Source organism: Paenibacillus planticolens (genome assembly GCF_013141725.1).
GTDB lineage: Bacteria > Bacillota > Bacilli > Paenibacillales > NBRC-103111 > Paenibacillus_E > Paenibacillus_E planticolens.
In genome coordinates, this window is the sequence record NZ_WHNZ01000017.1 from 316,252 (window position 1) to 328,795 (window position 12,544).

General features: G+C 51.4%; 13 protein-coding genes. 7 read left to right on the forward strand and 6 right to left on the reverse strand.

What is annotated here, in order from left to right; genetic code table 11:
* The first annotated feature begins 205 nt into the window (after window positions 1–205).
* The 5 genes from GC097_RS10125 (at window position 206) to GC097_RS10145 (ending at window position 4,375) form a co-directional block, all read left to right on the forward strand.
* Window positions 206–1,183, forward strand: a complete 978-nt coding sequence (locus tag GC097_RS10125) for an HD domain-containing protein (protein WP_171683196.1) — start codon at window positions 206–208, stop codon at window positions 1,181–1,183.
* A 45-nt stretch (window positions 1,184–1,228) separates the two neighbouring features.
* The gene (locus GC097_RS10130) at window positions 1,229–1,807 is read left to right on the forward strand and encodes a thymidine kinase (RefSeq protein ID WP_171683197.1); all 579 of its coding nucleotides are present in this window, start codon (window positions 1,229–1,231) and stop codon (window positions 1,805–1,807) included.
* Between the two features lie 76 nt (window positions 1,808–1,883).
* Entirely contained in the window at window positions 1,884–3,065 is a 1,182-nt protein-coding gene (locus GC097_RS10135) for an MGDG synthase family glycosyltransferase (RefSeq protein ID WP_171683275.1), read from the forward strand.
* Between the two features lie 24 nt (window positions 3,066–3,089).
* A complete protein-coding gene (locus GC097_RS10140; RefSeq protein WP_171683198.1) occupies window positions 3,090–3,590 on the forward strand; it encodes a hypothetical protein in 501 nt (166 codons plus the stop codon).
* 56 nt (window positions 3,591–3,646) lie between these two features.
* Complete coding sequence (locus GC097_RS10145) at window positions 3,647–4,375, forward strand: polysaccharide deacetylase family protein (protein ID WP_246294097.1); 729 nt, start codon at window positions 3,647–3,649, stop codon at window positions 4,373–4,375.
* On the opposite strand, the gene GC097_RS10150 is transcribed toward GC097_RS10145, so the two are convergent.
* Window positions 4,372–5,352 carry a C40 family peptidase gene (locus GC097_RS10150; RefSeq protein ID WP_171683199.1) on the reverse strand — a complete coding sequence of 327 codons (981 nt, stop codon included), beginning with the start codon at window positions 5,350–5,352 and terminating at the stop codon, window positions 4,372–4,374. The genes GC097_RS10145 and GC097_RS10150 overlap by 4 nt on opposite strands.
* 142 nt (window positions 5,353–5,494) lie before the next feature.
* Window positions 5,495–6,697 (reverse strand): WD40/YVTN/BNR-like repeat-containing protein, encoded by a 1,203-nt coding sequence (locus GC097_RS10155; protein WP_246294099.1) that lies wholly within the window; start codon window positions 6,695–6,697, stop codon window positions 5,495–5,497.
* A gap of 240 nt (window positions 6,698–6,937) precedes the next feature.
* Between GC097_RS10155 and GC097_RS34700 the strand changes: the two genes are divergently transcribed.
* On the forward strand, window positions 6,938–7,930 hold the full coding sequence (locus GC097_RS34700; protein ID WP_171683277.1) for a M23 family metallopeptidase: 993 nt from the start codon (window positions 6,938–6,940) through the stop codon (window positions 7,928–7,930).
* A complete protein-coding gene (locus tag GC097_RS10165; RefSeq protein ID WP_171683201.1) occupies window positions 7,930–8,382 on the forward strand; it encodes a bactofilin family protein in 453 nt (150 codons plus the stop codon). The genes GC097_RS34700 and GC097_RS10165 overlap by 1 nt, the downstream gene beginning before the upstream one ends.
* A gap of 102 nt (window positions 8,383–8,484) precedes the next feature.
* Here GC097_RS10165 and GC097_RS10170 read toward each other — a convergent pair whose 3' ends face one another.
* From GC097_RS10170 to GC097_RS10185, 4 genes are read right to left on the reverse strand one after another with little or no spacing between them, the layout of a single operon-like run.
* A complete protein-coding gene (locus tag GC097_RS10170; protein ID WP_171683202.1) occupies window positions 8,485–9,510 on the reverse strand; it encodes an ABC transporter substrate-binding protein in 1,026 nt (341 codons plus the stop codon).
* 16 nt (window positions 9,511–9,526) lie between these two features.
* Window positions 9,527–10,291, reverse strand: a complete 765-nt coding sequence (locus tag GC097_RS10175; protein WP_171683203.1) for an ABC transporter permease — start codon at window positions 10,289–10,291, stop codon at window positions 9,527–9,529.
* On the reverse strand, window positions 10,224–11,063 hold the full coding sequence (locus tag GC097_RS10180; RefSeq protein WP_171683204.1) for an ABC transporter ATP-binding protein: 840 nt from the start codon (window positions 11,061–11,063) through the stop codon (window positions 10,224–10,226). The genes GC097_RS10175 and GC097_RS10180 overlap by 68 nt, the downstream gene beginning before the upstream one ends.
* 44 nt (window positions 11,064–11,107) lie before the next feature.
* Complete coding sequence (locus tag GC097_RS10185) at window positions 11,108–12,355, reverse strand: DUF445 domain-containing protein (protein ID WP_171683205.1); 1,248 nt, start codon at window positions 12,353–12,355, stop codon at window positions 11,108–11,110.
* Between the last annotated feature and the right edge of the window lie 189 nt (window positions 12,356–12,544).

Genomic DNA, 12,544 nt, shown 5'->3' on the forward strand with positions numbered 1-12,544 from the left:
GCCCTAAAAAAAGGAAATGGCGAACGGCGGCCTTCCATTTCCCATCACGCCTAGTCTGGACGATGTGTCTGCGGTTTGTCGTGCATGTTTTACGCTTCTTTTTCATACGCTCATGATAGCGAACTTTCTATGTTTCATGCTATGATAGCTAATACGCTGCAATGAAACATACATCCAGATTTCACAGCCTAGGAGGAACGCTGCTTTGAGTCTACAGCATACTTTTTCGACTGGGATGATTTGGGAGCCCTTATACAAGTGGCACATACCAGCCCACCCGGTTGAAGTCCAGCTTTTCCGATCGCAGCCGGTTCGACGCTTGAAGTTCCTGCATCACTTCGGAGCTTCTGCGCTTTTTTCGCCAATGACCCATTCACGGTTCGAGCATACGGTCGGTGTATGGTCTTTGATGGCCCATTTTTGCCCGGACGAACCCTTGCTTCGCATCGCTGCACTTTTACATGATATCGGTCATCTCCCTTTCTCCCACGCGGTGGAAAGAACACTCGGCTATGACCACCATCAGCATACAGAACGATTGATTCTTAGCGGAACGATTGCCGACATTTTGACTGCGCATGGCATCTCTCCGGCAGCGATCGTGTCCATTTTGAATCAGGACAGCCCTTTGACGAATAAAACGTCTCTGATGGGTCTCGATCATCTGGACAGCTTCTTGCGAGATACCTACTATGCAGGTCAGCAGTTGATGCCGCCATCCGAGCTTGTCCGAAAGCTTCACCTGCGCGGGAATTACATAGAAACAGATGAAGAAACAGCGGCTGCTCTCCTACATGCGGTCGTGGAAGACCATCGAATTTTCCTTAGCCCTTCGTTTCTCGCCATGGATGCGCTGCTGGCCAAAGCGGCTGCTCATCACTGCGAATCGAACCCGGGCATGAAGGAACGTCTTCCTTCTTTGTTGGATCATGAGCTCATTCAAGAGCTGCTGCAAAGCACGAATGGGGTAGCCAGAGACACCATGAATGTCTTGATGTACGAACCCCATCGCATTCGGATTACGGAAGAGCCCGTGAAGGGCAGTATTGAAGTCAACATTCGTAAAATATACAAAAAACAACCGTTGATCGGAGATAAACCCGCTTCTGAAACGAGCTTCCAAGCTGCAGTGAAATTAGAAGAGCTTAATTCCCTTACAGCTACTTATTTTTTTAACATATAGTTATACCATATTCGATCTTAAATCTTCAGAGGGGACTGGCCCAGATTGGCAAAATTATATTTCCGTTATGGCACGATGAACAGCGGCAAATCCATTGAAGTATTGCGCGTAGCGCATAATTATGAAGAACAAGGCAAAAAAGTTCTCCTTTTAACCTCTGTTGTTGATGACCGTTTTGGCGTCGGCAAAGTCGTATCCCGAATCGGCATGCAAAAGAATGCCATCGTTGTAGACGACAAATTGGACATGGTGGAACTGGCTAAGAACGAGCTCCCGAACTGCATTCTTGTAGACGAGGCGCAATTTTTGAACAAGCAGCAGGTTGCGCAGTTGATCGAGATTGTTGACGATTTGAACATTCCGGTTATCGCATATGGGTTGCGGGCGGATTTCATGGGGCAGCTATTTGAAGGAAGCACGGCACTGATCGCCGCGGCCGACACGATTGAGGAAATCAAAACGGTCTGCTGGTACTGCGACAAGAAAGCGATCATGAATATGCGCTGCAAGGACGGAGAACCTATTTTCCATGGAGAGCAAATTCAGATCGGCGGGAACGAGAGTTATGTTCCGGTCTGCCGCAAATGCTACGCATCCAAACGCAAAGCAAGCTTAAGTTCGTAACTTGCAGGGGTATCCCCTCAAATTACGTCTAAACTCTTGATAGGATTGATATGGTCGTCAAAGAAAGGTGAGTTCCTTGCGAAAAAAACGGATTTTGCTTTTATCCGAGGGCTTTGGGAAAGGTCATACACAAGCTGCACACGCACTTTCGGTTGAGCTCCGCCAAAACTCGTCGGAAATCATTACGCGAGTGATCGAGCTTGGCGCTTTTTTGCACCCTACCCTTGCACCTTGGATCTTCTCGGCATACCGCCGCACGGTTACTTCACAACCCAAACTCTATGGTATGCTTTACCGCAATCAATATGAAAAGTCGCTTAACCGCGTGGCAGGACTATTTCTGCACCGCATGTTTTATTCCCAAACCAAGGCGATTATCAAGCAGCTCAAGCCGGATATTATCGTGTGTACCCACCCTTTTCCAAGCATTATCGTGTCTCGCTTAAAGCGTGCCGGATTGCCTGTGCCCCTCTTTACGGTCATCACCGATTACGATGTGCATGGCACTTGGATTGACTCTGCCGTGGATAAGTACCTCGTATCGACTTCGAAGGTGCAAGAGCGCCTCATCGCCCGCGGTGTGCCGGAGACGCACATTGAAGTCACAGGCATTCCCGTGCATCCGAATTTCCACCTCGAACACAGCAAAGTGCAGACCCGCAAGCAGTTCGGTCTCAGCGCCATGCCGACGGTGATGGTGATGGGCGGCGGTTGGGGCGTCTTTAAAAAAGAAGAAAAAGAAGAGCTGTTAACCTATTTGGCCAGTTGGAGCAAAGATATTCAGCTTCTCATCTGCCTGGGTACGAACGAGAAAGCGCGGCAGCAGCTGTTGGAGGAAGAGATTTTCCGGCAGCCGAATATTCATCTGATTGGATACACCAACGAGATTAACAAACTGATGGACATTTCGGATTTATTGATTACCAAACCGGGTGGCATGACGTGCACGGAAGCCATGGCCAAAGGCATTCCCATGTTGTTCTACAGCCCCATTCCGGGACAGGAAGAAATGAATTGCCGGTATTTCCAGGATCAAGGCTACGGCCAAATGATTACTTCACTTGAAATGGTCGATCACTGGTTTAAGCTGCTGCTTGAGCAGTATCCCGAACTGTCCGAACGCCGCGACTCGATCCGCAAGCATCAGAAATTCGGCGCGCAGGATTGCTCCAGAGCGATCATTCAGTATTTAAAGTTATCCGACCAACGTCCTTACCTGCAGGCATCAACAACAACACCGCTCATACAATGGTATTAACCATGTATAGGGCGGTGATTTTTTTTGAACCTCTTTCAACGTTTCTTAAAACAGATCATCTTCGTATATTTGCTCGCATGGTTCATCGGCAGTCTCTGGATGATGGCCGTATTTGGTAGCGGGACCGTTCAAGGCAAGCTGCTCGGCATTAATGTTAGCCAGTTTCATGATTATGCCTGCTTCGGCTTTGCGGGTGCTTTGGGCGGAGCGCTATACGGTCTCAGGATGTTCCACGAGCATTATCATGAGCTTACCCCGCAGTGGACGTACTGGTATTTCATGAGGCCTGTCCTCTGTTTCGGCTCAGCTATTATCACGATCATCCTGTTCGCAAGCGGTATTCTGCTGCTCCAAGTCGATAATTCGATGTCCGCCCGCATTTCCATCGCGTTTTTGACCGGATATGGCTATGGCAAGTTCATGGAGAAATTAAAGGCGCTAACGACAACCTTCTTCAATGGCACCGGGAATGGGAACGGGAACGGGAACGGAAATGGAAATGGAGGAGATACGCCGAAATCTTGAATTCCTTTTTTGGTAATTGGAAACGCTACTTATACCAAATCAAATAAGGAGACATCATGAGAATCATTGCAGCTTTGTGTATTTGCTTGTTTTTGATGCAGCCTGTCGCCGCCAGCGCCGCCCCTAAGAAAGATCGAGCTTATTATGAAACACGCGGAGAAATTGTGTGGGAAGTGAATACGGATGAGAAGGTGATCGCGTTAACGTTCGATGACGGCCCTCATCCCAAGTATACGGATCAAATTTTGGAGCTGCTCAAACAGTACGAGGCAAAAGCGACTTTTTTCGTAGTCGGCAATAAAATCCAGCTTTACCCCGATGTTCTGGAGAGAACGGCTCGGGAAGGCCACGAGATTGCCAATCATACTTACAACCATGCCTACATAGGGAAAAAAACCAATATCAAGAAGGAGCTGAACACGACCGAAGAGCTGATTATTGCGAAAACAGGACAGCGGTCTCAATTGTTTCGTCCTCCCGGAGGCTTCTACAATGACCGCCTCGTGTCCGTCGTCAAGGATGAGGGGTATAAAATGATCATGTGGAGCTGGCAGCTGGATACGAAAGATTGGGATACGCCAGGCGTCAACCGCATTGTGAACAGTGTGCTGAAAAATGCGAAAAACGGGAATATCGTCCTGTTTCATGACTATATTGAAGGGCCGACGCAAACCATCCAAGCCTTGAAAATTATTTTGCCAGAATTAAAAAACAGAGGATACAAGTTAATCACGGTATCGGAGCTCCTGAGCTATAACAAGGCGATCCCGGCCAAAATTCATTAAGACAGAACGCGCTTAGCCTTAACAAAGCGGTCTTTCCATGCGCCGTCCAGCTCCGACACCGTAACACCAATGCCCGGCCGGAAAGTATGCAGCATTAATCCGTTGCCTATATAGACCGCCACATGGCCGATCCGTTCGATTCCATCTTTGTTCTTTCTTTTGGGCGTGGTAAAGAAAACGAGATCGCCCTCGCGCAGCTCGTCCATGGATACCTCGGCCCCCCGTTGACTTTGCTGCCTGGAATCGCGCGGCAAGGCCACTTTTTGCGAATCGAATACGTATTGCAGGAAAGAGGAGCAATCGAACGAGTCGGTTTGACCTCCCTTCGCCCCGAATACGTAAGGGGTCCCAAGGAAGCTCATCCCTTTCAAGATGAGTTGGTTCGCCTTGCGCTTCCACGTCGGTTCATCGGTATCTGAGCTGGCAAGCTGTTCGTATTGTTCCTTAATTTTCACGATTTCGGCTGAAGCTAAATTAACCTTCTTTACATTCGGAACGGGGTCGTCCCCCTCCCGAATCTGTTCCGTTTTATTCACGGAAGGCGAGCTGCTGGGCAGAGGTGTTGCGTTCTCTTCTGCTGCCGCAGGGACCGGAGATGCCGTAGGAATTACGCTCTCGCTTGGCGCAACGACAGAAGGGGAAACAACGGGAGCTGAAGCTTTTGGCTTCGCCGAAGGTGTTGCTGCAAGCGTTGCTGAAGGCGTTACGGCCCGCTTCGCTGTCATCGCCGGAGATGCCGTGGCAGGCACCGGGACAGGCGCTGCCTCCACCTTTTCAGGTGCTTCCGAAGGCGCTCTTGCAGGAGTGGCCGATTCCGCTGGTTCTGCTGCTTGCGGCGGATCAGCTGTTATCGTATTTTCGCGCGTATTTGAGTATGCTGCGTTCAATGTCATATTTTCCGGATTTTGCAAGGTAAAACCAATCAGTACGGCAAGTGCGATGACTAGTGTGGACATCGTATGTTTGGGGGCTAGCATGTCTGACCTCCTGTGCAAAATAACAACGTATACCCATACCATTCTCAGTCCGCCCCCAAAGAAAGGGGGTCACGCCAAATGGAATATGATGGATATGAAAAAGCCTCACCGTTAGCTCTCTGCTTCCGGTGAGGCTTTGCTGTTATTTGGGTGCATCGAAGGTATGCACCTTGGTCCAGTTGACACCGCCTGAGCCGGTGGTGTACATGACGCTCGGCTGCGTATTGTCATTCGTAATCAGCCAGCCCTGATTCGAGTCCGCCATAGCCAGCAGCAGCTCGCCGTAGCCGGTGAACGTCTCTTTCCCGTTCACCCAGGTTTTTCCGCCGTCCTTCGTCCATCCGACTGAGTTCGGCTTGTCGCAGCTCGGGCATTGCCCGCCCATAAACGCTACGTCGGGACTAACGACATAAAGCGGTCCGGGCTTCGTGCCCGTGTTCTTCGGCCCTGTGGTATCGCCCGCAGGGATACCTGGAGCCGGTCCGCCTCCGGCGGTGCTATTCGCCAGCACCGTCTGCCAGGTTTTCCCGCCATCCTTCGTGTGGAACAAGGAATACGAGGTTTGGGTCATCCCCGAATCGCCGATAAGGAGGATCCAAGCATCGTTCGCTCCCACGGAGCGGATCACTGCGCCCGTGAGCGAAGCTTCATTTTTGCGGGACATCGCGCTCTTCCAAGTTTTGCCCCCGTCCTGGGTTCGTAGAACCTCCACGGTGTCCTTCACCTGCTTAACCGCCCAGCCGTTATTGGCATCATGGAAATAGGCATCTCCCGTAATCCCTTCAGGCACTGACATTTGCGTCCACTTTACGCCGCCATCCACGGTATGGGCACTCCCGCTGAAGGCCTCCCCTTTCGATATAAAATGAAAGAACGCGGCATTCGGCATTTTACCGACAGTTGTCCAATGCTGGCCTCCATCCTTGGTGCTCAGCAAGCTGCCTTCATTCCCGGTACTCGCCCAAGCCTCTTTGCCGTTCAGCGCAAATAATTGTTTGACTTCACCGCTGCCTTCATATTGAATCTGCCATTTCGCACCGCTGTCTTCCGTGTGGGCAATCCACCCTTTGCCGCCGATCCAGCCGGATTTGGCATCCGCCAAGCGGACAGCCGTCACCCCGGTCATTGCCACTTTCGACGGTTTATCGCTGGTTCCTGTGACTGGCTTAGCGGAGGGAGTCGCCGCCGGCTGCACGGTTGCTTGTGCCGTTGCTTGCGCTGTTGCTGCTGCTGTCGGCTGCGGCGAATCGGAAACATTCGCAGCACCGTTCGTCGTTCCGGACGATTCGCATCCTGCAAGCGTCAAGACGGCAAGTGCCAGAACAGGCATATATTTTTTCAACATCATCTTCACTCCTTCTGTTCTTAACTGCATCTTTCATCCCTATAGACGCAGCTTTGCGTTGAAAAGTTGAGCCGCCAGACAAGTAGCCCCTTCCCAAATTTAGTATGTCCTATTGAAGGGAGATTGTTTTACGGACTTCCGGCCAAATAATAAATTAGGCATGACTCATCTTCTTCATGAATACAATCCAATCAAGGAGGGGGACTTTGTTACGGAAAGGAAGAGGATCGGTTGAGATTCATGTGGGGTAAAAAAGAATTCACCTTAATGATCATTCCGGGCGCCAACCGCCGAACCGTAAGATTCAAGCTTCCGCACAGTAGTTTGTATATTGTGCCCAGCGTGATCCTGCTCGTGCTGATTGGTTTTTTTGTCACGATTTACTTAATGAATACCTACTCCCATCAAACGAAAGATGACATGCAGCGTACGTTCGATGGACAAGAACGCCAACTGGTTAATCAAATTACACTTAAAGATAATGAACTGGAAGAGCTTCAAGCTAATTTGATTGACTTGTCCCAGCAAGCAGATGAGTTCAAGCTCAAGCTCGAAGAAATTAAGAAAATCGATCATGTCATACAATTGATGACCCAATCGGAAGAACCGAACAGGACAAGCAAAAAACTGTCCGCCTTCAACGAGACCGGACACAGCTCGGATGTCGGCGGCAACGAGGTCCCGGTCACATCGCAAGATGTCACTCAGCTTGTTAGCTCTACCAAGCAAGGACTCTCTACTTTAGTCGGAGATATCAACGCGCTGCTCGTTAATCTCAGCAAGTCGGAAGCACGCTTGCAGGAAGCCGAGTACTTGCGCAGCATCACGCCGACACTTTGGCCCGTCATGACGCACAGCCTCACCTCCGGTTTCGGTATTCGGAAAGACCCGTTTACGGGTAAGCCGTCTATGCATACGGGACTTGATCTCGACGGCGAACTCAATGATGCCGTCTATGCGACGGCGTCCGGCAAAGTGATTGAAGCCAGCTTCGACAACGATTACGGCAATCGTATCATTATCAATCATTCGCGCGGGATTCAAACCGGGTATATGCATCTGAATAAAATGCTCGTAAAACGCGGAGACTCCGTAACGAAAGGCCAAAAGATCGGCCTGCTCGGTTCCACAGGCCGCAGCACGGGCTCCCATTTGCATTACGAGGTGCAGAAGAACCGCGTCCCGATTGACCCAACCCCTTATCTTATAACCGATAGAAAGGATGAACGCTAATGCTTGGAAGCTCAAAATCGAAACGCATCGACGCGAAAACAACGGACACGTTGATCGGGGGAAGCACCATTTGCGAAGGTAAAATCATGTCCGAGGCCAGCCTCCGCATCGAAGGCCAGCTGCATGGCGACATTGAATGCGCAGGCGACATTACGATTGGCGAAAACGCCGTCGTGCAATCCAACATCCAGGCGCGCGACGTCATCATTGCCGGCAAAGTAAAAGGCAACATTCAGACCAAAGGCAAGCTTATTGTCACCAGCTCCGGCGTGCTGGTCGGCAATATCGATGTCCGCTCCTTCATCGTTCAGGAGGGCGGCGTTTTCCAAGGCAGCAGCGCGATGCAAATCGCAGCGGTGAGCGATAAAGGCGGCAGCGGCGGCAAAGTCATCGACGCCAAGGCGCATAAGCACCAGAAGAGCGAGCAGCAGGCCGTTTCGGGCGGGAATTAGGGAGTACCGGTTGCGTCAAGGGAGGCACGCTCAATAAAAAGACCAAACAAACCCGTGAGGGTCGTTTGGTCTTTTTATTTTTGCTGTACGCTTACTTGCCGCTTACTTGCCGGCCTTCACCTCGGCCAGCATAGAGAGATCGACGAACTTGCTAAGATCGAGCTGCTCTGCCTTGATGCCCTTTATATACCTGGCGGCGATTGAGACCTTCGCCATTTCCTCCATCACCTTGACGTCGACGTCGGTGGTAAGCTTCAGACGGCTGAGCGAGGCTTTGATCAAGCTCTTGTCCATTCCTTTGCCGCTGTACTGCTTCAGCTGGTTATTGATGAGCTCGTAGGCTTGCTCAGGGTTGTTCTGAATGAACGCGATGCCGTCCATATTGGCTCGGATCGCCCCCTTCACGATATCCCTGTGGCGATGAATGAACTTGTCGCTCGCCACCATAATCACCGTCGGATAATCGCCGTGATTCGGCGGGACCGCCTGCCAGTCGACCACGACCTTGCCGAGTCCGGCCTTTTCGATCTGTGTCCCCCATGGCTCGGGAACGAGCGTCGCGTCAATTTCCTTCTGACGAAAGGAAATGAGCGCATCTGATGGAGAACGCACAATGAGATGCGCGCTGCCCGTGCTGCGGCCAAGCGAGATGCCCTCCTGCTGCAGCAGCAGGCGAAGGGAAATCTCATTCGTATTCCCTTTGGACGGAATCGCGATCGTTTTATCGACTAAATCTTTAACGCTATTTATTCCTGCGCCGTTCCGTGCAACAAGCACCGCACCGCCGTTGTTGGAGCCGGAGACAACGCGATAGTTGCCGCTTTTCAAAAAGAACGTTGTGGCAGGTCCGGGACCTACGAAGCCGACATCGATATCCCCCGTGGCCATCGCAATCGACAAGTCGGAGCCGTTATCGAAAGCCGTGACTTCAATCTTCACGTCATTGCCCCACTCCCGGGCGAAATACCCTTGCTCCAGCGCGATATAAGCTGCGGCATGCGTGACATTTTTAAAAACACCAACCCTGACCGTCTGAGGTTTGCCGGAAGCCGTAAGCTTTTCTTCACAGGCGCTCAGCGTTGTAACGACGAACAGAAGCAGCAGCAGCATCCATGCTTTTTTTCTCATGCGACCCGCTCCCTGCTTAAGATTTGGAGCCGGCGAGGCCATAGCGCTCCAGCACTTTATCTTCCAGTTTCTTAAAGCAGAAGTGGTCGGAGACCGTACCCAGCACAGCAATAATAATGACGATGCACAGCATGAGCGAAGTGTCGCCCAAATTGCGCCCGTCCTGCAGCAGCTGGCCGAGTCCCGCCCCTTTGGCGATCAGCTCACCGGCAACGAGCGCGCGCCAAGCGAAAGCCCAGGCGGTACGGACACCGTTGATGAGATGCGGGAAAGCCGCAGGAATCATGATTTGCACAAACAGCCTAAACCCGTTGCCCGTCCCCATCGTTTGCGCAGCGCGCAAGTAAATCGGCGGGATGTTCTTGATCCCGGTGCGGCTCGCAAGAGCCATCGTCCAGGTTGCGCCCAGCGTCGTAATGAAAATAACCGAAGATTCGTTAAGACCGAACCAAATAATAGCAAAAGGCAGCCAAGCAATGCTCGGAATCGTTTGCAGCGATACAACCAAAAAGCCGAGCGTATCATCAATCAGACGGTAACGGGCGAACAAGAAGCCTAACGTCGTTCCGATCGCCAAAGAGATCGCGAAGGAAACGAGCAAGCGAATCATACTGGCTATGGTAGCTTCCAACAGCTCGCCATGCACCAATCCGTCATAGAAAGCTTGCAGCGTCTGAGTCGGCGAAGGGAACTTCCAGCCCCAGCCAAACAGTCTAAATCCCGCCTCCCAAGCTATCAGAAGCAGTACCAGAAAAATCGTTCTTCTTAATGCGGTACTCATCGCCCGTCTCCTCTCTTACCACCTTCTCAAGCTCATCCGCCAGCGCGTCCATCGCCGCATTCTCCACATGATGCAGCAAAGGATCTGCGATATCCCGAGGTCTTGCGGCCTGTACAGTAAACTCCTTCTTAATTGTGCCGGGACGAGTGGACATAACCACGACGCGATCCGATAAGATCACCGCTTCGCGGATGTTATGGGTAATGAAGAGAATGGTTTTACGCGTCCGCATCCAGATTTCTTCCAATTCCTTGTGCAAAATAAGGCGAGTCTGCTCATCCAGCGCCGCAAACGGCTCATCCATGAGCAAAATCTCAGGGTCCATCGCAAGCGCTCTGGCAATCGCTGCCCGCTGCTTCATACCGCCGGAAAGCTCATGCGGATACCGGTCCGCGAAGCGGCTGAGATGCACGGCTTTGATCTGCTCCATCGCGAGCTCGTGGCGCTCTTTTTTGGGGATCCCCTTCTGTTTGAGGCCGAAAGCCACATTGTCCAGCACCGTTAACCACGGGAAAAGGCCGTGCTCCTGAAACACGACCACGCGGTCGGCCCCAGCGCCGGTCACCTTTTTGCCATTCACCTCAATCGTGCCTTCGCTTTGCGTATCGAAACCTGCGACCAGGTTCAGCACCGTCGACTTTCCGCAGCCGGATGGCCCTAGTACGGAGACGAATTCCCCTTTTTTTATCGTTAATGTGATATCGTCCAGCGCCTTGTAATTGCCGCCGATTCGCTGCACGAACGTCTTGCTGACTCCTTTAATCTCGATCAAAGCGCATCCCTCCACCTCGGGCATGTCCCGTAAGTCGCTCACTTTTAAAACAGCATTTTTATCCCGGCCAAGCCAAGTCCGATGATGAATCCGCAGATCGCCCCGTTGACACGAATCCACTGCAAATCCTTTCCGATCTTATCTTCCATAAGCTCCGTCAGCTTCTCATTGTCGAATTTATCCAGATTTTCTTTGACAAGTTGGCCGATTTTGCTGTGATTTTTCTCCAAATAAGCGGCAATCTGCTCCTGCACCCAGATCTCGCCGCGCTGCACCAAAGCTTCATTTGACTTCACAGACGCAAGCACGTTCCGAATCACTGGCACCACATACACAGGTACAAAATCAGGCTGTTCCACAAAGTCCACAGCTTTAGCCTTCAGCCGCACAATCAATCCCGACAGCTTAGCGTCTAGATCGAACATGTCTGGTAGCTTGGTTTTTAACGCTTCAAGTTCTGCCAAAAGCTTAGGGTTTCTCTCCAGCTTGTTCAGCTCGCTGCGGATGAAGGAAAGTACGGCCTCCCTGCGCGGATGCTGCTTCATACGCATTTGCTCAATGTAGGAAAGCAAGAAGTTCTGGATGATGCCACCGATCTTCTCCTCATTGACCATGCCGATGAACGCGTTCACGGCAAACGCCATGAAGCCATTGGACTGCAGGCCCTCGAAAGCTTTGAGCGCCATCGCTCCGAGCTGATCGCGCGTCTCCGCTTTGAACGCCCAGGCTTCCACTTTATCAAGAACAAAATCTAACGTTTTGCCTTCATAGCCGCCTTCCATAACGGTATCGACAAGCGCGCGCACAAGACGGCTCGTATCCAGGTCCTGGAGCGCTTTGTGGATTTCTTCCGCCAGCAGCGGCGTTAATTTTTCAAGATCAATCGCGTTTAACGCTTGTTTGGCAAGCATGCCCAGGCCTTTGTGAAGCGCCTCGCTGTCCAGATGGCTTTCCGCCAACTCGAACCCTTGCTCCAGAAAACGAATTTGCTGCAAGCGGGCACGGATCGTTTCTTTGGAAAGCAGCTCATTCTGAACCGTGGAGACAAGCGCTTTCGTAATTTTCTCGCGATTCTTCGGCAGCAGCGCCGTATGCGGAATTGGAATGCCCATCGGGTGACGGAACAGGGCGCTAACCGCAAACCAGTCGGCCAATCCGCCTACAACGCCGGCTTCAAAGCCGCCTTGCAGAAATCCTCCCCACACCGTGGAGGCTACGGGAAGTGTAGCTACAAAACCTGCTCCCATCACGCCTAAGGAGACTGTCGCTATATACTTTGCTTCTTTTTTCATCGTCATAACATCTCTTTCTGCTCGAATTTCAACATCTATTCGTTCTATTTTACCACAAAATCCGACGAATGCTGATTTCGAAACTGAATCTGTTCAATCCACTTTGGTATGCGTAGAATCGGCAGGGTTTGAGACAAATTTAAGAGGCTAGGGAGGAACTTTTCATGAGCCTAAAAGCGACTATGACCC

Coding starts and splice junctions, on each gene's coding strand:
- GC097_RS10145 (WP_246294097.1), top strand. CDS start 3,647: ATGAGAATCATTGCAGCTTTGTGTATTTGCTTGTTTTTGATGCAGCCT.
- GC097_RS10170 (WP_171683202.1), bottom strand. CDS start 9,510: ATGAGAAAAAAAGCATGGATGCTGCTGCTGCTTCTGTTCGTCGTTACA.
- GC097_RS10175 (WP_171683203.1), bottom strand. CDS start 10,291: ATGAGTACCGCATTAAGAAGAACGATTTTTCTGGTACTGCTTCTGATA.
- GC097_RS10150 (WP_171683199.1), bottom strand. CDS start 5,352: ATGCTAGCCCCCAAACATACGATGTCCACACTAGTCATCGCACTTGCC.
- GC097_RS34700 (WP_171683277.1), top strand. CDS start 6,938: ATGTGGGGTAAAAAAGAATTCACCTTAATGATCATTCCGGGCGCCAAC.
- GC097_RS10155 (WP_246294099.1), bottom strand. CDS start 6,697: ATGTTGAAAAAATATATGCCTGTTCTGGCACTTGCCGTCTTGACGCTT.
- GC097_RS10185 (WP_171683205.1), bottom strand. CDS start 12,355: ATGAAAAAAGAAGCAAAGTATATAGCGACAGTCTCCTTAGGCGTGATG.
- GC097_RS10165 (WP_171683201.1), top strand. CDS start 7,930: ATGCTTGGAAGCTCAAAATCGAAACGCATCGACGCGAAAACAACGGAC.